This is a genomic window from Brevundimonas sp. (assembly GCF_036677305.1).
Lineage (GTDB): Bacteria > Pseudomonadota > Alphaproteobacteria > Caulobacterales > Caulobacteraceae > Brevundimonas.
This window is the reverse complement of sequence record NZ_JAKFEB010000066.1, coordinates 1-26,063: the sequence shown is the minus strand read 5'-3', so window position 1 is coordinate 26,063 and position 26,063 is coordinate 1. Positions and strand designations below refer to the sequence as shown.

The following is a 26,063-nucleotide window of genomic DNA, read 5'->3' as shown; positions in this document are numbered from 1 at the left end:
GCCACCAGAAGCCCGCCCCCGTCGGCTTGCGTGAACCGGTCGCGCGGAGCGAAGGCGGCGACGCCGAAAAACATATCCGGTCCCCGTAACGCGAAAGCAGGGGGCCACATATCGGTTCCGGGCTAGCCGCTGCGCTCCGCGACCTCCCCAACCGCTTTTCCCGAAGCGGCGACGACGCACGCCTTCTCCCTCCCCCTCGGGGGAGGGTGGTCGCGCAGCGACCGGGTGGGAACGGCCGCAAGGCCGCGCCCGCCTCCATCAAGCCGCTCCCACCCTGTCGTCGCTGCGCGCCGACATCCCTCCCCCAAGGGGGAGGGAGAACCCGTATGCCGCCCCACAACGGTTGTCCCGGCCCGCCCCCCGCTTTAGGAACAGTCCATGCCCGACCTGACCGACAAACAGACCTTCTCCGACGAAGACGCGCTGGAGTTCCACCGCAGCCCCACGCCGGGCAAGATCTCCATGGCGCCGACCAAGCCGATGGCGACCCAGCGCGACCTGTCGCTGGCCTATTCGCCCGGCGTCGCCATTCCGGTGCTGGCGATCGCGGAGGATGTCGACAAGGCCTACGACTATACGTCCAAGGGCAACCTGGTCGCCGTCATCTCCAACGGCACGGCCATTCTCGGCCTCGGCAACCTCGGCCACATGGCGTCCAAGCCGGTGATGGAGGGCAAGGCCGTCCTGTTCAAACGCTTCGCCGACGTCGACAGCTTCGACGTCGAGGTCAAGACCACCGACCCGGACGAGTTCGTCACCGTGGTCAAGAACATCGGCGACACCTGGGGCGGCATCAATCTGGAGGACATCAAGTCCCCCGAATGTTTCGAGATCGAAAGCCAGCTGCAGGACCTGCTGGACATCCCGGTCTTCCATGACGACCAGCACGGCACGGCCATCATCTCGACCGCCGGCCTGATCAACGCCTGCCACATCGCCGGCAAGAAGATGGACGAGATCAAGGTTGTCCTGACCGGCGCCGGCGCCGCGGGCCTGTCGTCCATCGGCCTGATGAAGGCCGCCGGGGTCAAGCACGAGAACACCGTCATCGTCGACCGCGACGGCGTCGTCTACCGGGGCCGCGCCAACGTCGACCAGTGGAAGGCGGCCCACGCCACCGACACCCACCTGCGCACCCTCGAAGAGGCCATGGTCGGCGCCGACGTGGTCATCGGCCTGTCGGCCAAGGGCGCGATCACGAAAGAGATGGTCGCCTCCATGGCGCCCCGGCCGATCATCTTCGCCATGGCCAATCCGGACCCGGAGATCACCCCGGAGGACGTGCTGTCGGTGCGCTCCGACGCCATCATCGCCACCGGCCGCTCGGACTACGCCAACCAGGTCAACAACGTCCTCGGCTTCCCCTACATCTTCCGCGGCGCCCTCGACGTGCGCGCCCGCCAGGTGAACCACGAGATGAAGGTCGCCTGCGCCCAGGCCCTGGCCGCCCTCGCGCGCGAGGACGTGCCGGACGAGGTCGCCGCCGCCTATCGCGGCCGCAAGCTGAAATTCGGCCCGGACTACATCATCCCCACGCCCTTCGATCCGCGCCTGATCTGGTACATCCCGCCCTTCGTCGCCCAGGCGGCGATGGACACCGGCGTGGCCCGCAAGCCGATCGAGGACATGGACGCCTACCGGATCCAGCTGCGCTCGCGGCTCGATCCCTCCGCCGCCCTGATGCAGAACATCTCGGCCGCCGTGCGCGCCGGTCCCAACAAGCGCGTCGTCTTCGCCGAGGGCGAGGAGACCGCCGTCATCCGCGCGGCCTGGGGCTTCAAACAGGCCGAGCTGGGCACGCCGATCCTGATCGGCCGCGAGGAGCTGATCCGCAAGAACGCCGCCGAGGCGGGGCTGAATTTCGACGAGATGGGCATCCGGATCGTCAACGCCCGGGTGTCGGAGCACAACGCCGACTACACCGACTGGCTCTATGAGCGCCTGCAGCGCCGCGGCTATCTGAAGCGCGACGTCCAGCGGATGATCAATCAGGACCGCAACTATTTCGCCGCCGCCATGTGCGCCCGCGGCCAGGCCGACTGCATGGTCACCGGCGTGACCCGCAATTTCAACATGGTGCTCAAGGAGGTCCGGCGCGTCCTCGACGTCAAGGAGCGGATGATCGGCGTGTCGATCCTGCTGGCGAAGGGGCGCACCCTGTTCGTCGCCGACACCTCGATCCACGAACTGCCGAACGCGGCGGAACTGGCCGAGATCGCCATCCAGGCGGCCGAGACGGTCAAGAAGCTCGGCAAGACCCCCCGCGTCGCCTTCCTGTCCTACTCCACCTTCGGCAACCCTCCGGGCGACCGCGCCGAAAAGGTGCGCGAGGCCATCCGCATCCTCGATTCCAAGGGCGTCGATTTCGAATACGAGGGCGAGATGCCGCCCGAGCTGGCGCTCGATCCGGAACAGCGGTCGGCCTATCCGTTCATGCGCCTGACCGGCCATGCCAACGTCCTGGTCATGCCCGCCATCCACTCGGCCGCCATCTCGACCAAGCTGGTCCAGCAGCTGGGCGGCGCGACCGTGATCGGCCCGCTGCTGGTCGGGCTCGAGAAGTCGGTCCAGATCGTGTCCCTGGGCGCCTCGGTGTCCGAGATCATCACCGCCGCCACCTTCGCCGCCTATGACGAAGGGGCCGCGGTCGAGGGCTGATTCAGATCAGCCCCGCCGCGGCCTTCAGGCGGCGATTCCGCCGGTCCAGCAGCCAGCACAGGATGACGGCCGGAATGCCGACGGCCGCCGTCCCGGCGAAGAACAGGGCGTAGGCGACCATCAGGTCATGCCCCTGCTGCAGGCTCTCGACCACCACCCCCGAGAAGCCCTTCAGGAATTTGCCGAGCAGGGCGTAGAACGAGCTCAGCAGGGCGTACTGGGTCGCCGTATAGCCGATGCCGGTCAGGCTCGACATGTAGGCGACCAGCGCCGCGCCGGCCAAACCCTCGCTGAAATTCTCGACGAACAGCACGCCGGCGAACATGGGCGTCGACAGCCCCGCCAGCGCCATCAGCGTATAGCCCAGGTTCGACATCGGCCCGATCAGGGCGCCCAGCAGCAGGGTCCGCCCGAAGCCGAACCGCAGCGCGCACAGGCCCCCGGCGGCAATGCCCGAGATCGACCCCGCCAGACCGAAGCTCAGCCGCATGGCGCCGATGGCCTCCTTGCTCAGACCCAGCTCGAGATAGAACGGTCCGACCATCGGCCCCATGACGAAGTCCGGCAGCCGGTACAGGCTGATCGCCGCCAGCATCAGCAGGGCGGCGGTCTTGTGCGTCACCAGGAAGTTGATGAACGGACCCACGACCGCGTCGTAGATGCCGCGCAGGGTCCACGGCGCCGCGCCGCCGATGGCCTTGCCGATCTCCGACCGGTCCAGCGGCTCCTTGGCGAACAGGGTGGCGATGATGGCGATCGACATCGCCGCGCCCCAGATTCCATAGGCGCCGTTCCATCCGAACCAGGTCGCGAAGAACAGGATCAGCGCATTGCCCGCCAGGATCGCGAACCGGTAGCCCAGCTGATAGGCCGAAGTCAGCAGGCTCAGGTCCTCGTCGTTCTCGGCGGTCTCGATCCGCCATGCGTCGACGACGATGTCCTGGGTCGCCGAGGCGAAGGCGGTGACGAGGGCGGCGGTTCCGAGGGCGGTCAGCCCGCCCTCCGGCCCGATCAGCGCCATGGCGATCAGGGCGCCGCCGACCAGCAGCTGGGACAGCAGCATCCAGCCGCGCCGCCGGCCGAACCGTCCGAGGAGCGGCACGTCGAACCGGTCCACGACCGGCGCCCAGAGGAATTTGAACGAATAGGCCAGACCGACCCACGAGATGAAGCCGATCGCGGACAGGGCCACGTCGCCTTCCGCCAGCCACAGGCTCAGCGTCGCGCCCGTCAGCAGGAAGGGCAGGCCCGAGCCGAAGCCCAGCAGGAGGGTGATCAGGACGCGGCCCCGGCCCAGCGCCCTGAAGACATCCTTCGTGCTCGCCTTGCGCGGCGCGGCGGCCGTGGAGCTGTCGGTCATCGGTGCGTCCCCTCGAAGTGACGCCCCCGCGTCGCCTTATGCGACGGCGACCTTGGCGCGCTCCGCCCGGTTCGTCCAGCGGGCGAGTGAACTGCGCAGGCTTTCGAGTTCCAGCGGCTTCACCAGGTGATCGTCCATCCCCGCCTCGAGGCAGGTCCGGCGGTCCTCGGCGAAGGCGTGGGCGGTCAGGGCCACGATCGGCGTCTGGTCGCCCCGTTCCCGGATGGCCCGCGCCGCGCTGGGCCCGTCCATGCCGGGCATCCGCATATCCATGAAGACGAGGTCGTAACGGGCGCGCTTCATGGCGTCGAGCGCCTCATAGCCGCTGGCCGCCGTCTCCACCGCGCAGCCCTCGCGGCGCAGCAGGGTCGCCGCCAGCAGGGCGCCGACCGGATTGTCCTCGACCAGCAGAACGCGCGTCCCCGAGAACCGGGTCGTGGCGACGCGATCGTCCTCGGGCGGCGGCGGGGGCGGCAGGCCGGGCTGCATCATCGTCCGGGCCCCGGCCGCGGCCAGCACGCGCTCGGCCACCGAGGCGCGGCGCAGCGGCTTGATCAGATAGCCGTGGAAACCGGCGCCCTTGTAGCGGGCGATCAGGTCCCGCTCGGACGGCTTCAGCAGGATCACCCCGCGGCCCTTGGCCGGACGGGCGACCATGCCGGACCCCGCGGCGCGCGCCGCGTGGTCGATCAGAACCACATCGGCATTGGCGTTCTGGCGTCCGCCGGACGCCTCGATCTGGGCGATGGCCGCGGCCCGCACGAAGGGGTCCGGGCTGATCACATTGACGGTATGGCCTTGCAACGTGCGGGTCCGGACCGCGCCCTTCACGGCGGGGAAGGCGGCCTCGAAGCGGAAGCGGGCGCCCGGGCCGTCGGGCCGGTCGGCGACCGTGACGCTCCCCTTCATCGCCGCGGCCAGTTTCGAGACCACGGCCAGGCCCAGTCCGGCGCCGCCGAACCGGCTGGCGTCCGAGGCGTCGACGTGGCCGAACTCCTCGAAGATGCGCTTGCGGGCCTCGACCGGAACGCCGGGGCCGGTGTCGTCGATGATGAAGGCCAGCTTCGGCCGCGACGGTATGCCGTTGACCCGCTCGACGGTGATGCGCACGCCGCCCGTCTCGGTGAATTTCACGGCGTTGCCGGCCAGGTTGAACAGCACCTGCCGCAGGCGTCCTTCGTCCCCGACGATGTCGACCGCGTCGGGCGCGACCGACCAGACGATCTCCAGCCCCTTGTCGTGGGCCTTGGGGCTCAGCAGTTCGGTGACGCCCCGGACCAGCGCTTCGAGATCGACCGGCGCCGCATCGAATTCCAGCTTGCCGGCTTCCAGCCGGGCGTAGTCCAGCAGGTCGTTGACCAGGCCCAGCAGATGTTCGGCCGAGGACCGCGCCGATTCCAGATAGGCGCGCTGCGCCCCGTCGAGCCGGGTCCGTTGCAGAAGCCCCAGCATGCCGATCACCCCGTTCAAGGGCGTCCGCATCTCATGGCTCATAAGGCGCAGGAACTGCTGTTCGGGCGCCTCCCCCTTGGCGGCAGTCTGAATGTCTGCCGGTTCGTTCGTCTTCCCACGTCGCGCCATTCTGGCCCTCACGTCCCCTGGTTGCGAAGGAAACATGCGACCTCAGGAGTTAACGCCCGCTCAAAAGTTCTTCAGAAAACAGGCACGTCTGCGTGATGCGATGTCCGGCGCTCGAAATCGCCCTGGGCCCCCACGGTTGAGCGGCGATAGACCAGCGCCTCGGCGATGTGCCGGCGCAGCACGCCGTCGCGGCCGTCCAGATCGGCGATGGTGCGGGCCAGACGCAGGGTCCGGGTCCAGCCCCGCGCGGTCAGCCCGCCCGCTTCCCCCGCCCGCATCAGCAGCGCCCGGCCCGCCTCGTCGGGGGTCGCGAACCGGTCCAGCGTCTCGCCCGAGGCCCGGGCGTTGACGGCCTGGTCGCGGGCGACGGCCGGGTCGATCCCCGCGGCGCGCAGCCGGTCCTCCTGCATTTCCCGGGCGGCGGCGACGCGGGCCGCGGCCTCCGCCGTGCCCTCCGCGGGCGGCGGCAGGGCCATGTCGGAGGCGGTGACCGGCGGCGTCTCGACCGTCAGATCGATGCGGTCGAACATCGGGCCCGAGATGCGGTTCTGATAGTCGCGCTGGCAGCGAGGCGCCTTGCCGCACGCCCCCTTGCCGCCGCCGCCGACGCCGCACCGGCACGGGTTCATGGCCGCGACCAGCTGGAAGCGGGCCGGATAGCGGACGTGGGCGTTGGCCCGGGCCACCACGATCTCGCCCGTCTCGAGCGGCGCACGCAGGGAATCCAGCGCCTGGGCCGAATATTCGGGCAGTTCGTCGAGGAAGAGGACGCCGTTGTGCGCCAGCGAGGCCTCTCCCGGCTTCGCCTTCAGCCCGCCCCCGGTCAGCGCCGCCATCGAGGCCGAGTGATGCGGCGCCCGGAACGGCCGGGTCCGGGTCAGGGCCCCGCGTTCGATCAGGCCGGCCACCGACCAGACCATCGAGGTCTCCAGCAGCTCCTGGGGCGTCAGCGGCGGCAGCAGCCCGGGCAGGCGCGCCGCCATCATCGACTTGCCCGAGCCCGGCGGACCGACGAACAGCAGGTTGTGCCCGCCCGCCGCGGCGATCTCCAGCGCCCGCTTGGCGCTCTCCTGACCCTTGACCTCACGCAGATCGGGGACCGCCGCTCCCGTCCGCACCGGACCGGGTTCCGGCGCCCGCAGCACCTGCGCGCCCTTGAAATGATTGACCAGCCCGATCAGCGAGCGCGGGGCCAGGATGTTGACGTCGCCCGCCCAGGCGGCCTCGGGTCCGTTGGCCTCGGGACAGATCAGACCCAGACCCATGGCCGAGGCCGCCACCGCCGCCGGCAGGGTTCCGCCCACCGGCGCGATCTGCCCGTCCAGATTCAGCTCGCCCACGGCGGCCCAGCCTTCGAGGGCGTCGGGCGCGATCACCCCCATGGCCGCCAGCAGGGCCAGGGCGATCGGCAGGTCGAAATGACTGCCTTCCTTGGGCAGGTCGGCGGGCGCGAGATTGGCGATGATCCTGCGCGCCGGCAGGGCCAGGCCTATGCCGGCGAAGGCGCCGCGCACCCGTTCCCGGCTCTCGGCCACGGCCTTGTCCGGCAGGCCGACGATGGCGAAGACGATCGGCCCGTCATTGCCGACCAGCTGCACCTCGACGTCGACGCGCCGCGCCTCGACGCCTTCGAACGCGACCGTCACCACCCGAGCCGCCACCGCGCGCCCTCCCTGTCCGGAAGGGGAACGAAACACGAACCGGAACGCTTTGCAATCGTCGATTGCGCACGGCCGCAACCCGAAAGGATCAGGCGGCGCGTTTGCGCTCGATCACGTCCCACATCAGCGCGGCCGCATCGACGCCGGTGAACCGCTTCAGCTGCTGGGCCCCGGTCGGCGAGGTGACGTTGATCTCGGTCAGATAGTCGCCGATCACGTCTATGCCGACGAACAGCAGGCCCCGCTCCCTCAGCGTCGGCCCGATGGCCGCGCAGATCTCGCGGTCGCGATCCGTCAGCTCGACCGGCGCGGCCGTGCCGCCGACCCTCAGGTTGGATCGCACCTGATCCTTGGCCGGAATGCGGTTGATCGCCCCGACGGGCTCGCCGTCGATCAGGATGATGCGCTTGTCGCCCTTCGACACCGCCGGGATGAATTTCTGGATCACCAGCGGATCGCGGCTGCCGGCCATGTGGATCTCGACCAGGGCTTCGAGGTTGGGGTCGCCGGCCTTCAGCCTGACCACGCCGGACCCCGCCGCGCCATGCAGGGGCTTCAGCACCACGTCGCCGTGACGCTCATGGAAGTCGACCAGCGCCACCGGGTCCGCGCTGATCAGGGTCGGCGGGGTCAGGCCGGGGAAGCGCGTCACCAGCAGCTTTTCGGGCGCGCTGCGAACCTCGGCCGGGTCGTTCACCACCAGGGTCTTCGGATGCACCGTCTCCAGCAGATAGGTCGCCGTGACATAGGCCATGTCGAACGGCGGGTCCTGGCGCATCAGGATGACGTCGACGTCGGCGCCCAGGTCCAGCTTCACCTCGTCGCCCAGGGTGACATGGTCGCCCAGGCTCTGGCGCACGGTCACGGGCCGGGCGCGGCAGAACAGCGTCCCGTCCTCCAGCGCCAGGGTGCGGAAGTCATAGACCCACTGGGCGTGGCCCCGGTCCTGCGCCGTGGTCATCATCAGCCAGGTGGTGTCGGACTCGATGTTGACCGCCTCTACGGGGTCCATCTGGATCGCGACTCTCAACATGACATCTTCCCTGGGCCTACCGCGCGTCGCGCTATTTGAGGCCGGGACGCCCAAAGGCGCCGAGCCGCGCCTTGGCTAATGGGCAGAGGGCAGCCGTCGCGCAAGCCTAGTTCAGCTGAAGACGGACCCGGTCGACCGACATCCGGCGCGTGACCTCCATCGGGTCGTCCAGCGTCCGGGCGTGGGACAGGGCCTCCAGCGCCCCGGTCAGGGCCCCCTGCTTCTCGCGCGCGGCGGCGACGTCCAGCCAGGGGCGATGATCCTCGGGATCCAGAAGGGCGCGGCGCAGGGCCGAGCGTTCGGCGCCCTCGAAATCCTGGGCGCGGATGGCGCGGCTGAACAGCACGTTCTGCATCCGGATCAGCGACTGGCGCTCGCTGACGGGCGCCATCAGCACATCGAGGCGGTCGGCCACATGCGGCGTCAGCCCGGCCCGCAGCGCCCGTCGCGTCAGTTCCGAAGGCAGGACCAGCCGGCCCTGGCTGAAGGGGTCCAGCGCCACCGGCCCCTCGGGCGTCTCGACGCGAAGCAGGAAATGACCGGGGAAGTCGACGCCCTGGGCCTTCACCCCCGTCCGCCGCGCCGCGTCGAGATAGAAGACGCCCAGAGCCACCGAAAGGCCGCGCCGACGCTCGGCCACGTCGATGATGTCGGTGTTGGCGGGGTTGTCATAGTGCAGAAGGTCGCCGTTCAGGCGCAGGTCGGCGGCCATGGTCTCGGTCAGGGCGTCGTCGGGGCTTTCGCCGACGATCCGCTCGGCCAGCCGTTCGGCGGCGTGATTGGCCAGGGTCCGGACGGGTTCAGGATCGCGAAACGGATAGTCGTGAATGGCGCAGGCGATCGCCGCCTCGAGCAGCGGAAAGGCGTCGTCCTCGGCCTGTCCGGCCTCGGTCAGGATGGCGATCGCGTCGTCGCGGGTCATTGGGCGCCCCTCCCGAAGGCCTCAACGCCGCGACGATGGCGCGGAAACCGTCCGGGAGCCAGCGCCACCATGTCGATTCTCAGCACGTGACCCGCCAAGCTGGGTCTTTGGCGCAACACCGCCCGGCCCGCCGCCAGCAGGCGATCGAACTGATCCGGGGTCAGGGCGAGCAGGGCGGCCTCCAGCGTCGCCCGGCGCTTGACCTCGACCACCGCCAGCGTCCGGCCGCGCCGCGCGAGGACGTCGATCTCGCCGGCGCGGGTCTTCAGGCGGAAGCCGAGGATCTGGTAGCCCTTGAGCATCAGAAGCGCGGCCGCCAGCCATTCCGAGCCGTGGCCGGCGCGATGCGACTTCGATCCCAGGCCGATGCGCCAGTCCCGTTTGACGCGCGCGACCCTCGGCGCCTTCAGCCGGGTCGCGGGCTTCCGGGTCACCGGCCCTGCATCTCCAGCGCCCGCTTGTAGAGCGGCTTGCGCGGCAGGTTCAGCGCCCGGGACACCTCGGCGGCGGCCTCGCCGGGCGGCAGGCGGGTCATGGCCTCGGCCAGGGCCGCGTCGGCGTCGGCCTCGGAGGCGACCTCGGTTTCGCCGGGTCCCACGACCACGACGATCTCGCCCTTGGGAGACCGGCAGCGCGGATCGACGGCCAGTTCGGCCAGCGAGCCCCGGACGCATTCCTCGTACAGCTTGGTCAGTTCGCGGGCGACGGCGGCGGGACGGGGCCCCAGCACGGCCGCCATGTCGGCCAGACTGTCGGCCAGACGCGGGCCGCTTTCGAAGAAGACCAGGGTCTGACGCGCGGTCCGCACCTCTTCCAGCATGGTCCGCCGCGCGCCGGACTTGGGCGGCAGGAAGCCGGCGAAGAGGACCCGGTCGGCGGGCAGTCCGGCGATGCACAGCGCGGCCAGCAGGCTGGACGGGCCCGGGATCGGATGCACCGGCAGGCCCTCGGCGATCACGGCGCGGGCGACGACGAAGCCGGGGTCGCTGACCAGCGGCGTTCCGGCGTCTGACACCAGCGCCACCACCGCGCCTTCACGCAGCCGCTCGATGGCCAGCTCCGCGGCGCGGGCCGAGGCGTGGTCGTCGCAGCGCTCCAGCCGCACCTTCAGCCCGTAGGCCGACAGCAGTTTGGCCGTGACCCGGGTGTCCTCGGCCAGCACCAGATCGGCGGCGGCCAGAACATCCAGCGCCCTCAGCGTCATGTCCCGCAGGTTCCCGATCGGCGTCGCCACCAGATACAGGCCCGACGCCACGGTGCGGGGCGGGGGGGCGGTCGGCGGGAACGGCGAGGGATCAGACATCGGCGGGACCGTGCCAGCGGGGGCCGCCGGGCTCAAGGGCGGGCGTGACGCGGAAAAATTCAGAAAAGCGAGACTCTCGCCCCTCGCGGGCTGACGCTGGAATGCGAGACATTCGGGGTTTGGTGCGCGTTTCTGATGCGCCCCCCGGCCGGAATAGCGATGTCAAAGACCGTGGTGGCGGGACGTCAGCCCCGATCCGTCCATTTTACCACGGCCTGATGCAGTGCGAGGAAGACGGCGCGAGCGGGAAACCGGACGCGGGGCGGGAAGGCACGATTCAGGGGGCGAAAGTAGCGGGCGGCGGAGGGCGGGAGTAGCGAATCGATTTCAGACAAGAAGCGCCCTGAGAACCCCGTCCAGCACGGGGCGGCCCCGGCGCGTCGCGACGACCCGCTGCCCGCGCCGGCAGAGGAAACCGTCCGCCACCAGACCCGCCAACGGCTCGTCCTCGGGCGACAGGCCCAGGGCCGTCAGCACCTCGAGATCCACCCCCTCGACGGTGCGCAGGCCCAGCAGCACCGTCTCCTCCGCCGCCTCGGCCGGCGACTGGGGCGCCCGCTCCGACCATGGCGCGCCGGCCCCGACGCCGGCGAGATAGCCCCCGATCCCCCGCTCCGCGACCGTCGCCGTCCGCACGCCGTTCAGCGTCAGCCGCCCATGCGCCCCCGGTCCGACGCCCAGATAGTCCCCGCCGCGCCAGACGTGGAGATTGTGCGACGACCGGGCCGCAACGCCGCGCGCGTGGTTGGACACCTCATAGGCCTCGAACCCCGCGCCCTCGAGCACGGTCTGGGTCGTCTCATAGAGGGTCGCCGACAGATCCTCGTCGGGCGGCGTCCAGGCGTGGCGGGCCACGGCGCGGCCGAAGGCGGTCGCGGGCTCGATGGTCAGTTGATAGGGCGAGACATGCTCGAACCCCATGTCGAGCGCCTCGGTCAGCTCGGCGGTCCATCCCCGCGGCGTCTGGCCGGGCCGGGCGTAGATCAGGTCGATCGACAGCCGGTCGAAGGCGCGGCCCGCGACCGCCACGGCGCGGCGCGCCTCGTCCGCCGAATGGTTGCGGCCGAGGAAGGCCAGGGCCGCGTCGTCCAGGGCCTGCACCCCCATAGACAGCCGGTTGACCCCGGCGTCCGCCAGCGCTGCGAACCGGCCGGCCTCGGCGTCGGTGGGATTGGCCTCCAGCGTGATCTCGATCGGTCCGCGCGGCTCGAACAGGGCCGTTGCCCGGTCGATCACCGCCCCAACGGCGTCGGGATCCATCAGCGACGGGGTGCCGCCGCCGAAGAAGATCGACGCGAGGCGGCGCGATCCCGTCAGGGCCGCCTGGGCTTCAATGTCCGTCAGGATCGCCGCGACGAGGTCTGCCTGCTCGGCCTTTCGCCCCCGCGCCCGCACGACGTTGAAATCGCAATAGGGGCAGATGCGGGCGCAGTACGGCCAGTGGACGTACAGAGCGACGTCGTCTCCGGGGTCGGTTGCGCGCACGCGTTCCTTCTCCCCTTGGGGGAGAAGGTGGGCGGCGGAGCCGCTCGGATGAGGGGGATGGTTCGGCATCTCAGCAGTTCAATAGCCTATCGAGGGCGGCATCCCCCTCATCCGTCTCGCTTCGCGAGCCACCTTCTCCCCCGGAGGGGAGAAGGATTCACGCGTCAATCAGCGCCGCCTTCAGCTTCGCGAACGCGAGGGCGCGGTGGCTGATGGAATCCTTCAGCGCGGGATCCAGTTCGCCGAAGGTCCGGTCGTGGCCCTCGGGAATGAAGACGGGATCGTAGCCGAAGCCCCGGTCGCCGCGCGGCGGGAAGGTCAGCAGGCCGTCGACCCGGCCCTCGACCACCACCGCCGGTCCGTCCGGCCAGGCCACGGCCAGGGCCGAGGTGAACCAGGCCCGGCGATCGTCAGAGCCGATTTCCTCGAGTCTTTCTTCCACGCGGCGCATGGCGAAGGCGAAATCCTTGTCGGGTCCGGCCCAGCGCGCGGAAAATATGCCCGGCGCCCCGTCCAGGGCCGCGACCGACAGGCCGGAGTCGTCGGCGAGGGCGACTTCGCCCGCCCGGTCCGCCGCATGTCGCGCCTTCAGCAGGGCGTTGCCCGCGAATGTGCTCTCGGTCTCGTCCGGTTCCGGCAAATTCAGGCTCGCGGCCGTGACGACCTCGTAATGTCCATCCAGAAGGGCGTCGATCTCGACCGCCTTGCCGGGGTTGTGGGTCGCGACCACGAGACGCATCCCTTTGATAAGTTTGAGTTTCATCGTGATCACACGCTCCGCAACAATCCATTGCCAAAGTTTAATATCGTTAAACGATATGTAACATGACTTTCTTCAACGCACGTCCTATCTATGTCTTCAAGAACGGACGCCGCGACGTTCCCCGAACAAGCCCAAACGGGCAAGATCGATGCAGCGGATCAACGAACGAGGGGTGAAAACATCCCTCACTCAGGAACTACGGAGAAAGACCATGAACACCATGAACGCTTCCTACTTCATCGAAAAGGTTGGCCACGGCGTCCTCAACGCCATGCTGCTCGCCGCCCTGCCGACCGCCCTGGTCGCCACCCTGATCCAGGCCCTGTGATACTCCTCTGTCTCACCGGAGCTTTGACGATCGGCATGACAATCGCGATGAATAAGCCCGCGTGTGGGTTCGCCGGACCCCGCGCGGCATCCTCGCCCCGACCCCCGGCCTGATACGAGGCCCGCTCATGCGCTTCCCGAAGACGATACCGCTCGGGATTCGCCCGCCTGCCCTTCCGGGAATTGGTCCCGGATCCATGTCCAGCCTTCTCGGCGTCGCCCTCGGGGCCGCCTTCTGGATCCTGGCGCTGCTGACCCTGGCCGCCGCCCTCTTCTTCATCTTCATGGTCTTCATGCCGATGGGCCCGCTGGGTCTGACGGCCACGTCGGACGACGGCGGCACCAGCGTGCCCGTCCCGCGGGCCTATGTCCTGTTCGGCGTCGGCGCCATCACCGGCTATCTGGGCGGCTTCGCCCTGATCCTGCGCCACCTGCGCCGCATCGTGTACAGCCTGCGCATCGGCGACCCCTTCCAGCCCGCCAACGTCAGCCGGCTGAAGCAGATCGGCCTGACCCTGGCCGTCGTCACCGGCGGCGCCTGGATCGGCCAGACGCTGGTGTCGCGGCTGGTGCGCGGCGCGCTCGAACCGCCCAGCATGTTCGACCTTGTCACCCCCGCCTTTTCCGTCCTGGTCGTCTTCGTCCTGGCCGAAGTGTTCCGCGAGGGCGCGCGCCTGCGCCGCGAATCCGAACTGACAATCTGAAAAAGGTCCGCTAGAGCCCCGCCATGGCCATCCGCGTCCAGCTAGATCGCATCCTCCTCGAACGGCGCATGTCGCTGACCGAGCTGGCCGACCGCGTCGGCGTGACCCTCGCCAACCTGTCGATCCTCAAGACCGGCAAGGCCCGCGCCATCCGGTTCACGACGCTGGACGCCCTGTGCCGCGAGCTGAACTGCCAGCCGGGCGATCTGCTGGTCCAGACGCCGGGTCCGCAGGATCCCGGCTCCGATGAGGACGCCGACGGGACCGCGCCCGGCACGACATGAGCCGCCGCGACGACCTGAGCCCCGACGATCGCCGCATCTGGGCCCGCGTCGCCGGTTCGGTCACCCCCGCGAAACCGAAGAAGGCTCCCCGGATCACTCCCGGCGCCGCCATCGTCGATCCGCCCGCCGCGCCTCATCCGAAAGGCGCCGCCCGGGCGCGCGGCGTTCCCCCTGCCTCTGCGCCGTCCGTCGCTCCGTCCCGCCCGCGCGGCCTTCCCGAGGCGCTGGAGCCGCGCCGCCAGCGCCGGCTGTCGCGCGAACGCGATCCGATCGAGGCGCGGATCGACCTGCACGGCTTCGGCCGTTTCCAGGCCCAGGACGCCCTGACGGCCTTCCTGCTGGGCGCGCAGGCGCGCGGCTGCCGCTCGGTGCTGGTCATCACCGGACAGGGCCGCCGGGGCGGGACCGGCGTGATCCGGGCCTCGGTCCACGAATGGCTGCAGGGACCGGCGCTGAGGGGCGTGGTCTCGGGCTTCGCCCCGGCCGCCCGCCACCACGGCGGCGACGGCGCCCTGTATGTGACGATCCGGAGGCTTTGACCCATGGCCCACCTCGTAGCAATCCAGACATCAACCGGGGAATGGCATGCCTATGTCGTCGCCCGGCCGTCGAACAGGTTTGTCGGCGACATCGACGTGTCCGGGCGCACGGTCCCGTCCTTCTGTCATCTGCGGGCGTGGGACGGCGTGCCCAAGGGGGATGCCGAACGTCTGGCGCGGAGCCTCAAGGGCGTGCCCAAGGCCGCCCGGCACGCCGCAATCCTGAAGGCCGCCGAAGGCCTGCGCCTCTCGGCCTCGGCCGGAACGCCCGTCTGATCAGACCAGGGTCAGCCCCGTCTTGCTCGCCAGCTGCTCCAGCGACGTCATCGGACGCGGGCCCCAGTGGGCGATGACCTCCGAGGCGGCCAGCGAGCCCAGCTTGCCCGAGTCCTCCAGCGACAGACCGCGGGCCAGACCCAGCAGGAAGCCGGCGGCGTACTGGTCGCCGGCGCCCGTGGTGTCGACCACCTTGTCGACGGGGAAGGCCGCCACGGCGACGCGTTCGTCGCCCGAGACGACCACCGAGCCGGCCTCGCCGCGCGTGACGGCGGCGACCTGGACCATCGAGGCCAGACGGGCGGCGGCGGCGTCGAAGTCGTCGGTCTCGAACAGGGCGGCCAGCTCGCCTTCATTGGCCAGGACGATGTCGGCCGAGGCCTCGATGAAGGCCAGAAGTTCGGCGCGCCAGCGGGCGACGACGAAGGTGTCGGACAGGGTGATGGCGACCTTGCGGCCCGCCGCGTGGGCGGCGGCGGCGGCGGCCTCGAAGGCGGCGCGGGCCGGGGCCGGGTCGAACAGATAGCCTTCCAGATAGACGATGGCCGAGGCGCCGATCAGGTCGGCGTCGATGTCGGCGGCTTCCAGCTGGTTGGCGGCGCCCAGGAAGGTGCACATGGTGCGCTGGCCGTCGGGCGTGACGTTGATCATGCAGACGCCGGTGGCCAGGCCCGAGGCGGCGCCGTCCGTCAGCGGGGGCGTGTCGAAGGCGACGCCGGCGGCGCGGATGTCATGGGTGAAGACGCCGCCCAGGGTGTCGTCGGCCACCTTGCCGATATAGGCCGCCCGCCCGCCGAAGCTGCCGACGCCGGCGACGGTGTTGCCGGCCGAACCGCCCGAGGCTTCGACCCCGGCCGCCATGGCGGCGTACAGGGCGGCGCTCTGACCTGCGTCGACCAGCTGCATCGAGCCGGGCGTGAGGCCCTGGGCCGTCAGGAAGGCGGCGTCGCAGGGGGCGAGAACGTCGACGATCGCATTGCCGACGGCGCAGACATCATAGGTAGGGGTTTGGGTCATGGGCGCGCCTTAGCGGGCCGGGGCGCGCTTGGCCAGCCACACCGGCCCTTTCCTTATGCCGGGACAAGGAAATCCGTGTTGCGCGCCCGGGCGATTCCCGGTCAGGAGCCTGTCATGACCGAAGTCGCCGTCCTGACCCCCGATCCGTCCGACCCGTCCTACGCCGGCCAGTGGCCGGGGGTGCTGGAGCGTCTGGGCCAGGCCCTGTCGCTGGCCGGCGTGACCGTCGCGCCGACGCCCTGGACCGATCATGTCGAGGACGCCGGCGCCCTGAAGCGTTTCCCGCTGGTGCTGCCGCTGATCGTCTGGGGCTATCACCGCGACCATGACCGCTGGATCCAGGCCTGCGCGACCTGGGCCGACGCCGGACTGACGATGCTGAACCCGCCGTCGGTGCTGGGCTGGAACTCCGACAAGAGCTACCTCGGGCGGCTGGCCGACAAGGGGATCGCCATGCCCGCGACGATCTGGATCGACAGCCCGACCCAGGCCGACGTCGACGCCGCCTTCGACCGGTTCGGCGCCGACCGGCTGGTGGTCAAGCCGCGCGTCTCGGGCGGGGCCTGGAAGACGTTGCGCCTGTCGCGCGGCGACCGGCTGACCGACGCGCCCCGGGGTCCGGCGATGATCCAGCCCTATCTGCCGACCATCGAGACCGAGGGGGAGACCTCCCTGCTGTTCTTCGGCGGCCGGCTGAGTCACGTCGTCAACAAACGGCCCGTGCCCGGCGAGTTCCGGGTCCAGGTCCAGTACGGCGGCGGCTACACGGCCCTGGCCGAGCCGCCGGCGGACGCCCTGGCGCTGGCGGAAGCGACGCTGGCGGCGATCGGCGAGGACCTGCTGTACGCGCGCATCGACATGGCCCCCGGCGCCGACGGCCGCTGGCTGCTGATGGAGGCCGAACTGATCGAGCCGGACTTCTATCTGGGATCGGCGCCTGACAAGGGATTGGCCTTCGCCGAGGCGGTGCGAGCGCGGCTTTAGGTGGCTAGTGGCTAGTGGCTAGTGGCTAGTGATTATCGCATCGATGGCGGCGGAAGGGCGGCGCTGCCCGTGACGCCCCACAGGCGGTGGCCAGCCACGAGCCACTAGCCACTAGCCACTAGCCACTTCTTCAGACAGCCTCCCCCAGCGCCTGAAGCCCCGCCCGCGAGGGACACAGGTCGCTGATCAGACAGGCGCTGCATTTCGGCCGGCGCGCCGTGCAGGTGTAGCGGCCGTGCAGGATCAGCCAGTGGTGGGCCTTGGGCAGCCAGGCCTCGGGCACGACGCGGAACAGCTGGGCCTCGACCTTGTCGGGCGTGGCCGCATTGGCCAGACCCAGCCGGTGCGAGACGCGGAACACGTGGGTGTCGACCGCGATGGCGGGCTCGATCCCCAGTTCGTTCAACACCACGCTGGCGGTCTTGCGCCCCACGCCGGGCAGGGCCTGCAGGTCCGTGCGGTTCAGGGGCACCTCGCCGCCGTGCTGCTCCAGTACGATCCGGCTCAGGGCGATGACGTTCCTCGCCTTGCCGCGATAGAGGCCGATGGAGGCGATGTAGGGAACCAGTCCGGCCTCGCCCAGCGCCAGCATCTTCTCCGGGGTGTCGGCGACCCTGAACAGCCTGTCCGTCGCCTTGTTGACCGAGACGTCCGTGGCCTGGGCCGACAGGGCGACGGCGACGACCAGGGTGTAGGGGCTGGAGAAATTCAGCTCGGTCCTCGGCTCGGGCATGACCGCCGACAGCCGTTCGAAGATGGCCTCGACCCGATCCTCGTCCGGCGGCCAGCCGAGCACGGGGATGGCCGCGCCGGTCATGACGGCGGGGCGTTTGAGGGCGGGTTTGACGCTGCTTGCGCGGGATTTGGGTGTCGCAGGTCGGGCCATCGGGCTTCGTCAGTCGGAGGCTTCCGCCGGGAAGGCCAAGGTCAGATTTCAGGAGCCGGGGTCAAGTCCGGTCTCGGCCATGGCTTGCCGTCCGGTCCCGTTCCGCTGCGATACCCTTCCCTGTTTCGATCCGGTCCCTGCTCGCCGTTGGGCCAACCGGTCAGCTGGAACATCAGGTTGCCGAGGTCATAGACCGGCCCCTGGCTCACGCCCCACCGGTTGATGAAGCGGTAGCCGTCCGGTCCGTTCGCCTCGATCAGGAAGATGACGCCATCGATCCCGCTCAGGCAGGAGTCCGGCGGCAGGTTGAGCACCCGGGTCGATTCCAGAAAGGCCAGGAGCGGTTCGAGTTCGGCCTTCGACAGATCGCGCACGAGGTGATCGGGGCCTTCCCGCACCACGACCTGATCCTTCTCCCGGGTGGCGGTCAGGCGAGGATGATCGCCGTACAGATCGTCGATCCTCACGATCACGGGGTCGGTGAACGAGGGCAGGAAGGTGAACCTCAGGGTGGTCGTGTTCCCGGCCGGCTTCTCGAAATAGAGAGAAGGCTCACCGACCTTGCGCAGCGGCTCGGCGATCCAGCCATCGATATCCCAGTCCAGCGGCCCTCGCTTTCCGGGGTCCGGATCAAGCGTGCAGGGATAGGATCCCCGGCTGAGATGAGGATCGAAATAGCGCCCGCCGCGGGAACTGATCCCGCCCGCAAGGAGCGCGGCGGCGAGCACGAGGAACACCAGAAAAATGGCCACGCCGCGGTTCATTCGCGCCTCCTGACGCCAGAGTGAGTTCGGCGGGGTTCAGGGTCAATCCGGCGCCCGCGCCGGCATGGAGCGATCAGCGAGTCACCGGTGCGACGACCGGAACGACCTTCGGCCGGACCTCGACGACGATGGGCGGCGTCGACAGCCACCGCGCGGCGGCGGCGCGGACTTCCTCGACCGTCAGGGACCGGTATTGATCGGTCCAGTCCAGGGCGTCCCTGAGCGACCGGGGATCCCGGCTGGAGCCGTCCAGGGTCTGGAGCCACCAGGTGTTGGTCTCGCGTTCGGTCAGGGCGGCGTCCAGCGCCGGGCGTCGCGCGGCCTCGAGCTGGGCGGCGTCGATATCCCCCGCGGCGATCAGGGCCGCCACCTCGACGACGGCCGCCCGGACCGCGGCGATCTGGTCGGGCCGGGTTTCGACCGAGACCTGCAGCGCGCCCTGGTCCGCATTGTCGAGGAGCGAGATCGACACCGAGGGCGCATAGCTGGCCCCCAGCTTCTCGCGGACTTCATCGCGGATCCGGTTGTTGAGGACCGAGCGAAGCAGGGAGAGGACCCGCTGTTCCCGCCGCTGCTCGGGCGAGCCGACGAACAGGGGCCAGGTCAGGGTGACCAGTCCTCGTTCGGTCGAGCCTTCGTGTTCCGCCAGAACCGGCTCGACCCGTTCGGGATAGCGCAGGAACCAGGCGTCGGCGCGGCGCGCGTCGCGCGGCGGGCGGGGCGGAAGCGCTCCGAAGGTGGCGCCGACCAGCCGGACGGCGGTCGCCTCGTCCACGTCGCCGACGACGGTGACCTCGAGCGGCGCGCCGGACAGGGCGGGAGACAGGATCCGGCGGAAGGCGGCCTGGTCCCACGACAGCACGGTCTCACGCGCCGGCAGCGCCCTGGGGCTGCCCGGCTGGACCGCCGTCAGCAGGCTCTCGCTGGCGATGAACCCCGGATCCGTGCGGAGCTGGCGATAGAGGTTGGCGACATTGGTCGCGCGGACGCTGTCGAAGTCGGAGCGGAAGCCGGGATCGGCGAAGGCGGCCGCCAGCATCTGCAGCTGCAGTTCGAGATCGGCCGGCCGGGTGGAACCGCGCATGACGAAGGTGTCGCTCCACAGCGCCAGCGACTGCTGGTAGCGGCGGCCGGGGAACAGGTCCGTCATCTCCATGTAGCTGTGGCGGCCCAGCCCGCCGACGGCGAAGAACTGGGCGGCGAAGCGGGCCGGGTTCTGGTCGGCGGGATCGAGTTCGCGCACGCCGTCGCCGAAGCGTACCGAGATCTGGATGCTGTCGCGCGTGAAGGCGACGGACTTGAAATTCATCACCACCCCGTTCGCGAAGACGAGGCGCACGAAGCCGGGCTCGGCGATCTCCTCGCGGGACGCGACGGCCGAGGCGGGACCGAAGTCGGCATAGGCCCAGGCCTCGCCGGCCGGGGCGGTCGACGGGGGAGGCGCGCGACGGCGATCCGCCGCCCGCCAGGCGCCGCGAACCGCGCGGTCGGTCGGCGGGGCCGGCATGGTGACGGCGATCAGCGGTTCCGATCCGGACCAGTCGGCCCGGAAGGCGGCGTTGACCCGCTCGGGCGTCATCCGGGGGGCGATCAGGTCGTAGATGCGAAGCGATTCCGCGGGGCTGACGAATCCCGCCCCGTCCACCTCATGGCCGCCTTCCGAGCTCAACAGGGCGTTGGCGAGCGCGCTGGAAAACCGCGTGCCCGCATTGGCGACCGCTTCGGCGCTCGACTTCTGCTGGGCCAGCACATTGCGCTCGATCTCGTCGGGGCGGACGCCATGCGCCTCGAGGCGATGCAGTTCGTCCACCGCCGCGTCCAGCGCCTCGCGCCAGCGCTGGTCGCTTCTCGGGGCTACGGTCAGGCAGGTGTAGGCGGACTCGCGAAGCCAGCCTGATGTGCTGAAGCTGGCGTTCACCAGGGGCGGGTTGTCGCCCTGGGCCAGGCGCGCAAGCCGACGATTGGCGATAGACAGCCACATGCTGCGGGCGATGTAGAATTCCCGCCGGGAAAAGCTGTCCGGGCCCTGTCGCACATAGGGCTGGACCCGGCACAGGCTGATCCCCGTGCCCTGCTGCCGTTCCGCTGCGACCATCACGTCGAGGGGCCGGGAGAGATCCGGCGTGCCGGCCGCGGCGCGGACCCCGCCCTCGCCCGTGGCGCGCCAGCCGCCGAAGGCGGCCTCGATGCGCGCCACGATCGCGGCCTCGTCCAGGTCGCCGACCACGACCAGAACGGCGTTGTCGGGCCGGTACCAGAGATTGCGGAACCGGGTCAGACGGGCCGCGTCGATGCGGCGGATATCCTCGACCTCGCCGATAGCCGGCCTGGCGGGACCGCGCAGGCCCGGGGCGATGAAGGCCTGGTAGCGTTGCTGGTAATCCCACGCCGGGCCGAGGCGGCCGTCACGTTCGGCCAGGACGACGCCCTTCTCCCGCTCGATCGCCTCGGGATCGAAATCCAGTCCGTCGGCGACATCCGAAAGCCAGTCGAAGGCGAGGTCGAGGCGGGCGTCGTCGGCGGCGTTGACGTCCAGGGTGTAGACCGTGGCGAAGCCGCTGGTGCGGGCGTTCTGATCCCGTCCGAAGGCGATGCCGGCGTCGGCGAAGCGCGCCTGCAGCGTGCCCTCGGGGAAGTTCCGGGTGCCGTTGAAGGCCATGTGTTCGAGGAAATGCGCGATCCCGCGTTCGTCGTCCGCCTCCTCGAAACTCCCCGCCTTGATGAGCAGCCGCAGGGATGCGGCGCCGTCCGGACGGGGATTGGCGAGGACGACGTACCGCAGGCCGTTGGGCAGGACGCCCTGGCGGACATCCGGGTCGATCGGGATCAGGCCGCTGGTCTGCGCGGCCTCGGCGGCGGACGGCGTCCCGACAACCTGTGCGCTAACCCGGGCGGTCCCGACGACGGCGAGGACAAGTGCGGCGACCAGCGCGCCCGACAGACGAAAACCCACAGAACGACCCCACCCCCGGCACAACGCTGGCGGGAAGCCTAGCCCGCTTCCGGCGACCGCCCAAGACCTGATTGGAGGGCGCCGGTCACGACCTCACAAGGATGCGAAACACGACGTGTTTCAGCGTCGGAAGGGGCGTCATTGATTTCTGGACAACATCGTCTATTTTTCAGCCGTCCTCCCCGACACCGTCCCTTCGAGCGTCCGCCATGGCCCTGTCGCCTGCACTGAAAAAACGCCTTCCCCTGATCGTCGGCGCCGTCGTCGCCGTGGCCGTCGTCATCGGCGGCGTGGTCTGGTGGCAGGGCAAGCAGCGATGGGAGGCCACCGACAACGCCTTCGTCGCCGCCGACACCACCGAGGTCAGCCCCCAGATCGACGGCTATGTCGTCGAGGTGCTGGTGGCCGACAACCAGCGCGTCGAACCGGGCCAGATCCTGATCCGGCTGGACGACGCAAACGCGCGCGCCGCCCTGACCCAGGCCGAGGCCAACCTGGCCTCGGTGATCGCCGCCGTGGGCAATGTCGACGCCCGCGCGGCGCAGGAACAGGCCCTGATCGCCTCGCGCGCCGCCGGCGTCGCCCAGGCCCAGGCCCAGGCCGATCTGGCCCGCCAGCAGGTCGACCGCTACGGCAAGCTGGCCGAGCAGGGCTGGGTCTCGCAACAGCGCATCCAGTCCGAACAGGCCGGCGCCCGCACAGCGCAGGCGACCGTGGCCGAAGCAGAGGCGGCGCTTGTCGCCGAACAACGCACCGCCGGGGTGCTGGGCTCGACCCGCAGCCAGAGCCTGGCCGCCGTCGATGTCGCCCGCGCCCAGGTCGAACAGGCCCGCATCGCGCTGGACCGCACCGTCATCCGCGCGCCCGTCGGCGGCGTGATCGGGGCGCGCGGCGTGCGCGTCGGCCAGTACGTGCGTCCGGGCGGCCAGATCCTGTCGATCGTGCCGCTGGGCGACGCCTATGTGGTGGCCAATTTCAAGGAGACCCAGCTCGACCGCCTGCGCCTCGGCCAGACGGTGGAGATCAGCGCCGACGCCTTCCCGGGCCAGCATCTGACCGGCCATATCGACAGCTTCTCGCCGGCCACCGGTTCGGAGTTCGCCCTGATCCCGATCGAGAACGCGACCGGCAATTTCACCAAGATCACCCAGCGCGTGCCCGTGCGCATCCGCGTCGACCATGAGTCCGCCGCCGCCCTGCGGCCCGGCCTGTCGGTCGAGGTCAGGGTCGACCTGAAGAGCCGCGGCGGGCTCAGCTTCGCCGAGGCCGGGACCGGGACCGTGACTACGGCCGCCGCCGATACGGGGGCTAGGGCCGAGTGACCGCCGCCGCCCCCGCGGCGGCCGGAGCGCGCCCGTCCGAGCCGAAGATCAACTGGACGATCCTGTTGCTGGGCTTCGCCGGCATGGTGATCGGCCAGTTCATGGCCATTCTCGACATCCAGATCGTGGCCTCGTCCCTGCCCCAGATCCAGGCCGGGGTCGGCGCCTCGGCCGACGAGATCAGCTGGATCCAGACCGCCTATCTGATCCCCGAGGTCGTGATGATCCCCCTGTCGGGATATCTGTCGCGGCTGTGGGGGACGCAGAAGGTGTTCCTCGTCTCCTGCGCCGGCTTCATGCTGATGAGCGTGGCCACGGGCCTGTCGTCGTCGATCGACGCCATGATCTTCTTCCGGGCGCTGCAGGGCTTCGTCGGCGGGGCCATGATCCCCACCGTCTTCGCCGTCGCCTTCACCGCCTTCCCGCCGAAACACCGGATCACGGCCAGCGTCATCATGGGCCTGATCGTGACGCTGGCGCCGACCGTCGGCCCGACCCTGGGCGGGCACCTGACCGAGCAGCTGAGCTGGCGCTGGCTGTTCTTCATCAACGTCCCGCCCGGACTGCTGGTGCTGTTCCTCGTCGGCCGCTACGCCAATTTCGACAAGGGCGATCCGTCGCTGGCCAGGGGCTTCGACTGGTGGGGCCTGGCCCTGATGGCGACCTTCCTGATGAGCCTGCAGTTCGTGCTCGAGGAAGGGTCGAAGAACGACTGGTTCTCGGACGACTCCATCCTGTGGCTGGCCGTTCTGGCCGCCGTCACCGGGCCCGCCTTCATCTGGCGGTCGCTGACCTACAGCAATCCGGTCGTGGAGCTGCGGGCCTTCACCAACCGCAATTTCATGGTCGGGGTGATCATGACCTTCACCGTGGGCGCGGCCCTGTTCGGCGGCACCTTCCTGCTGCCCCTGTTCCTGTCGCGGGTGCGTGAATATTCGGCGGCCGAGGTCGGCACGACCATGGTCGTCTCGGGCCTGGCCATGTTCGCCACGGCGCCGTTCGCGGGCCGGCTGGTGCGCAAGGTCGACGCCCGCATCCTGATGTTCGGCGGCTTCATGCTGTGCGCCTGGGGCATGTGGGACGCCCATGCGGTGACCAGCGAATGGGGCTTCTGGCAGTTCGCCGGGGTTCAGGCCCTGCGCGGCGCCGGGGTGATGATGGCGATGATCGCGGCCCAGCAGGTGACGATGTCGACCCTGCCGCCGCACATGGTCAAGAACGCCTCGGGGCTGGTGAACCTCAGCCGCAACGTCGGCGGCGCCTTCGGCCTGGCGTTGCTCAACACGTCGCTGACCACCAACACCGCCTCGCACATGAGCGAGCTGACCCAGAACATCTCCGTGACCAACGGCGGCATGCAGGCCATGCTGGCCGGAATGCAGGAGCGGTTCGCCGGGTCGATCGACCCTGCGGGCGCGGCGATGAAGGCGATCTCGGGCATGCTGTACAAACAGGCCACCACGCTGGCGTTCGGCGACGCCTTCGCCATGCTGGCCGTGGGCTGCGCCTTCGCGGCCTTCGTCACCCTGTTCTCGCGCCCGGCCAGACCCGCCGCCGACGCACCGCCGCTGGACGCCCACTGATGCCCCGCATCGCCGGACAGATCGACGAGACCAAGACCGAGGCCATCCTGGACGCGGCCCTGGCCCTGTTCTCCGAGAAGGGCGCCCTGACCTCGATGGACGCCATCGCCCGCCGGGCCGGGGTGTCGCGCCAGACCCTGTACAACCGCTTCCCGTCCAAGGTGGAGATCGGCCGGGCCCTGGCCGCCCGCCGCTCGGACGCGATCAGCGCGCCCCTGCGCGCCGGCGGCGATCCCGAGACGGTGCTGACGGCCATGGCCGCCGGCCTGCTGGAAAAGCTGCTGGCCAGGACGGCGGGATCGTCGATGCGGGGCGTCGCCCTGCTGTCGCCGACCGATCCCGAACTGGCCCAGGCCATCTATCAGGCCGGTCCCGCCGAGGGCCTGCGCCGCCTTTCGGCCTGGCTGAAGGAACAGGACGGCAAGGGGCTGTTGCGCGTGCCCGATCCCGACGCCGCGGCCGAGATGTTCGCCGGCATGGTGCTGGGCCACGGCCATCTGCGCGCCGTGCTGGGCGTGCCTCATCCGGATTTCGACCGGCAGGCCCGCGCCGCCGAGGCGGCCCGACGCTTCCTGCGCGCCTTCGCCGTCTGAGACGGTTGGCCTGTCCGACCAATCGGCCTAGACCGCGCCTGACACGTTCGGAGCGTACCCCATGCTGATCCACCTCTCCTCATGGCCCGAGATCGACGCGCGGCTGAAGACGACGAAGACCGTCGTCGTGCCCATCGGTTCGAATGAACAGCACGGCCCGACCGGCCTGCTGGGCACCGACTGGCTGTGCCCCGAGATCATCGCCCACGCGGCCGAGAAGCAGGACGAGAGCCTGGTCGTCGCCCCGACCTTCAACATCGGCATGGCCCAGCACCACCTGGCCTTCGCGGGCACGATCAGCCTGCGGCCCTCGACCTTCATGGCCGCCATCACCGACTGGGTGTCGTCGCTGGCCCGCCACGGCTTCGAGCGGATCTATTTCCTCAACGGCCACGGCGGAAACGTCGCCACCATCGAGGCGACCTTCGCCGAAATCTACGCCGAATGGAGCTTCGTCGAGGAGCAGCCGCCCTTCGTGCTGAAGCTGAAGAACTGGTGGGACCTGCCCGGCGTCCACGGCCTGTGCACCCGCATGTTCCCGACCGGCCACGGCATGCACGCCACCCCGTCCGAGATCGCCGTGACTCAGGCCGCCTATCCCGACCGCATCAAGATCGCCGACTACAGCCCGCAGATCGCGCCCAGCGGCCCGATCCGCGACGCTCTCGACTATCGCGCGCGCTTCCCCGACGGCCGCATCGGCTCGGACCCGGCCCAGGCCAGCCCGGAGAAGGGACAGACCATCATCGACGCGGCGGTCCCGGCCCTGCTGAAGGATGTGGCCGACTTCGAATCGGAAGTCTTGCCGGAGACGTGATTGGGGCCCAAGCAAGGGTCATGACCCAATTCGACAGAGCCATCAAAACGGGCCGCCGCCTGACCCGCGACGGCGCGCGCGCCGCCAACACCGCGCTGTCGGGCGGGGAGATGCTGCAGGCGGCGGGCGATGTGATCAACGCCCGCATGGAGATCATGGCGGCCGGCCTGACCGATCCGCGCAAGATCGACCTGAAGGAAATGTCGCTGATGAGCACGGAGAAGGTCGAAGCCCTGTCGGCCTCGGCC

Annotated in this window: 23 protein-coding genes and 1 pseudogene; 11 read left to right on the top strand and 13 right to left on the bottom strand. The window is 70.0% G+C overall.

Annotated elements, in window-relative coordinates; all coding sequences use genetic code 11:
- The first annotated feature begins 378 nt into the window (after positions 1 to 378).
- Positions 379 to 2,658, top strand: a complete 2,280-nt coding sequence (locus V6M42_RS04050; RefSeq protein ID WP_332659029.1) for an NADP-dependent malic enzyme — start codon at positions 379 to 381, stop codon at positions 2,656 to 2,658.
- A 1-nt stretch (position 2,659) separates the two neighbouring features.
- Here the strand turns inward: V6M42_RS04050 and V6M42_RS04045 are convergent, their stop codons facing one another.
- From V6M42_RS04045 to rdgB, 9 genes are all read right to left on the bottom strand, one after another.
- Positions 2,660 to 4,018, bottom strand: coding sequence for an AmpG family muropeptide MFS transporter (locus V6M42_RS04045; RefSeq protein WP_332659028.1), 1,359 nt, complete (start codon positions 4,016 to 4,018; stop codon positions 2,660 to 2,662).
- Between the two features lie 36 nt (positions 4,019 to 4,054).
- Positions 4,055 to 5,599 (bottom strand): response regulator, encoded by a 1,545-nt coding sequence (locus tag V6M42_RS04040; protein ID WP_332677311.1) that lies wholly within the window; start codon positions 5,597 to 5,599, stop codon positions 4,055 to 4,057.
- Positions 5,600 to 5,670: 71 nt separating this feature from the next.
- Positions 5,671 to 7,260 (bottom strand): YifB family Mg chelatase-like AAA ATPase, encoded by a 1,590-nt coding sequence (locus V6M42_RS04035; RefSeq protein ID WP_332659025.1) that lies wholly within the window; start codon positions 7,258 to 7,260, stop codon positions 5,671 to 5,673.
- Positions 7,261 to 7,348: 88 nt separating this feature from the next.
- On the bottom strand, positions 7,349 to 8,293 hold the full coding sequence (gene gshB, locus V6M42_RS04030) for a glutathione synthase (protein ID WP_332677308.1): 945 nt from the start codon (positions 8,291 to 8,293) through the stop codon (positions 7,349 to 7,351).
- A gap of 106 nt (positions 8,294 to 8,399) precedes the next feature.
- Positions 8,400 to 9,215: a SirB1 family protein gene (locus tag V6M42_RS04025; protein ID WP_332659023.1), complete on the bottom strand. Its 816-nt coding sequence runs from the start codon at positions 9,213 to 9,215 to the stop codon at positions 8,400 to 8,402.
- Positions 9,212 to 9,583 (bottom strand): YraN family protein, encoded by a 372-nt coding sequence (locus tag V6M42_RS04020; RefSeq protein ID WP_332659031.1) that lies wholly within the window; start codon positions 9,581 to 9,583, stop codon positions 9,212 to 9,214. The genes V6M42_RS04025 and V6M42_RS04020 overlap by 4 nt, the downstream gene beginning before the upstream one ends.
- 62 nt (positions 9,584 to 9,645) lie before the next feature.
- Complete coding sequence (gene rsmI / locus V6M42_RS04015; protein WP_332677306.1) at positions 9,646 to 10,518, bottom strand: 16S rRNA (cytidine(1402)-2'-O)-methyltransferase; 873 nt, start codon at positions 10,516 to 10,518, stop codon at positions 9,646 to 9,648.
- A gap of 327 nt (positions 10,519 to 10,845) precedes the next feature.
- The gene (hemW, locus tag V6M42_RS04010) at positions 10,846 to 12,003 is read right to left on the bottom strand and encodes a radical SAM family heme chaperone HemW (protein ID WP_332677304.1); all 1,158 of its coding nucleotides are present in this window, start codon (positions 12,001 to 12,003) and stop codon (positions 10,846 to 10,848) included.
- Between the two features lie 157 nt (positions 12,004 to 12,160).
- On the bottom strand, positions 12,161 to 12,766 hold the full coding sequence (rdgB, locus tag V6M42_RS04005) for an RdgB/HAM1 family non-canonical purine NTP pyrophosphatase (RefSeq protein WP_332677302.1): 606 nt from the start codon (positions 12,764 to 12,766) through the stop codon (positions 12,161 to 12,163).
- A gap of 524 nt (positions 12,767 to 13,290) precedes the next feature.
- On the opposite strand from rdgB, the gene V6M42_RS04000 reads away from it, so the two are divergent.
- The 4 genes from V6M42_RS04000 to V6M42_RS03985 are packed head-to-tail and all read left to right on the top strand — an operon-like array spanning position 13,291 to position 14,896.
- The gene (locus V6M42_RS04000; RefSeq protein ID WP_332659019.1) at positions 13,291 to 13,797 is read left to right on the top strand and encodes a DUF2975 domain-containing protein; all 507 of its coding nucleotides are present in this window, start codon (positions 13,291 to 13,293) and stop codon (positions 13,795 to 13,797) included.
- A gap of 23 nt (positions 13,798 to 13,820) precedes the next feature.
- On the top strand, positions 13,821 to 14,081 hold the full coding sequence (locus tag V6M42_RS03995; RefSeq protein ID WP_056616167.1) for a helix-turn-helix domain-containing protein: 261 nt from the start codon (positions 13,821 to 13,823) through the stop codon (positions 14,079 to 14,081).
- Positions 14,078 to 14,620 (top strand): Smr/MutS family protein, encoded by a 543-nt coding sequence (locus tag V6M42_RS03990; protein ID WP_332659016.1) that lies wholly within the window; start codon positions 14,078 to 14,080, stop codon positions 14,618 to 14,620. Before V6M42_RS03995 ends, V6M42_RS03990 begins: the two co-directional genes overlap by 4 nt.
- A 3-nt stretch (positions 14,621 to 14,623) precedes the next feature.
- Complete coding sequence (locus V6M42_RS03985; protein WP_332677300.1) at positions 14,624 to 14,896, top strand: hypothetical protein; 273 nt, start codon at positions 14,624 to 14,626, stop codon at positions 14,894 to 14,896.
- On the opposite strand, the gene V6M42_RS03980 is transcribed toward V6M42_RS03985, so the two are convergent.
- Complete coding sequence (locus V6M42_RS03980; RefSeq protein ID WP_332659013.1) at positions 14,897 to 15,913, bottom strand: adenosine kinase; 1,017 nt, start codon at positions 15,911 to 15,913, stop codon at positions 14,897 to 14,899.
- A gap of 114 nt (positions 15,914 to 16,027) precedes the next feature.
- On the opposite strand from V6M42_RS03980, the gene V6M42_RS03975 reads away from it, so the two are divergent.
- Positions 16,028 to 16,897, top strand: a complete 870-nt coding sequence (locus V6M42_RS03975) for an ATP-grasp domain-containing protein (RefSeq protein WP_332659012.1) — start codon at positions 16,028 to 16,030, stop codon at positions 16,895 to 16,897.
- Positions 16,898 to 17,027: 130 nt separating this feature from the next.
- Here V6M42_RS03975 and nth read toward each other — a convergent pair whose 3' ends face one another.
- The 3 genes from nth to V6M42_RS03960 all read right to left on the bottom strand — a co-directional run bounded on the left by nth (position 17,028) and on the right by V6M42_RS03960 (position 21,500).
- The gene (nth, locus tag V6M42_RS03970) at positions 17,028 to 17,783 is read right to left on the bottom strand and encodes an endonuclease III (protein WP_442880921.1); all 756 of its coding nucleotides are present in this window, start codon (positions 17,781 to 17,783) and stop codon (positions 17,028 to 17,030) included.
- A gap of 41 nt (positions 17,784 to 17,824) precedes the next feature.
- Positions 17,825 to 18,547 (bottom strand): hypothetical protein, encoded by a 723-nt coding sequence (locus V6M42_RS03965; RefSeq protein ID WP_332677298.1) that lies wholly within the window; start codon positions 18,545 to 18,547, stop codon positions 17,825 to 17,827.
- Positions 18,548 to 18,620: 73 nt separating this feature from the next.
- Positions 18,621 to 21,500, bottom strand: a complete 2,880-nt coding sequence (locus tag V6M42_RS03960) for a M16 family metallopeptidase (RefSeq protein ID WP_332677296.1) — start codon at positions 21,498 to 21,500, stop codon at positions 18,621 to 18,623.
- Positions 21,501 to 21,709: 209 nt separating this feature from the next.
- Here V6M42_RS03960 and V6M42_RS03955 point away from each other — a divergent pair, with 209 nt between their 5' ends.
- The 5 genes and pseudogenes from V6M42_RS03955 to V6M42_RS03935 all read left to right on the top strand — a co-directional run.
- Entirely contained in the window at positions 21,710 to 22,822 is a 1,113-nt protein-coding gene (locus V6M42_RS03955; RefSeq protein WP_332659008.1) for an HlyD family secretion protein, read from the top strand.
- Positions 22,819 to 24,405, top strand: a complete 1,587-nt coding sequence (locus V6M42_RS03950; RefSeq protein WP_332677294.1) for a DHA2 family efflux MFS transporter permease subunit — start codon at positions 22,819 to 22,821, stop codon at positions 24,403 to 24,405. The genes V6M42_RS03955 and V6M42_RS03950 overlap by 4 nt, the downstream gene beginning before the upstream one ends.
- Positions 24,405 to 24,998: a TetR/AcrR family transcriptional regulator gene (locus V6M42_RS03945; protein ID WP_332677292.1), complete on the top strand. Its 594-nt coding sequence runs from the start codon at positions 24,405 to 24,407 to the stop codon at positions 24,996 to 24,998. Before V6M42_RS03950 ends, V6M42_RS03945 begins: the two co-directional genes overlap by 1 nt.
- A gap of 61 nt (positions 24,999 to 25,059) precedes the next feature.
- Positions 25,060 to 25,815: a creatininase family protein gene (locus V6M42_RS03940; RefSeq protein ID WP_332677290.1), complete on the top strand. Its 756-nt coding sequence runs from the start codon at positions 25,060 to 25,062 to the stop codon at positions 25,813 to 25,815.
- A 20-nt stretch (positions 25,816 to 25,835) separates the two neighbouring features.
- Positions 25,836 to 26,063, top strand: a pseudogene (locus V6M42_RS03935) (phasin); the annotation flags it as partial.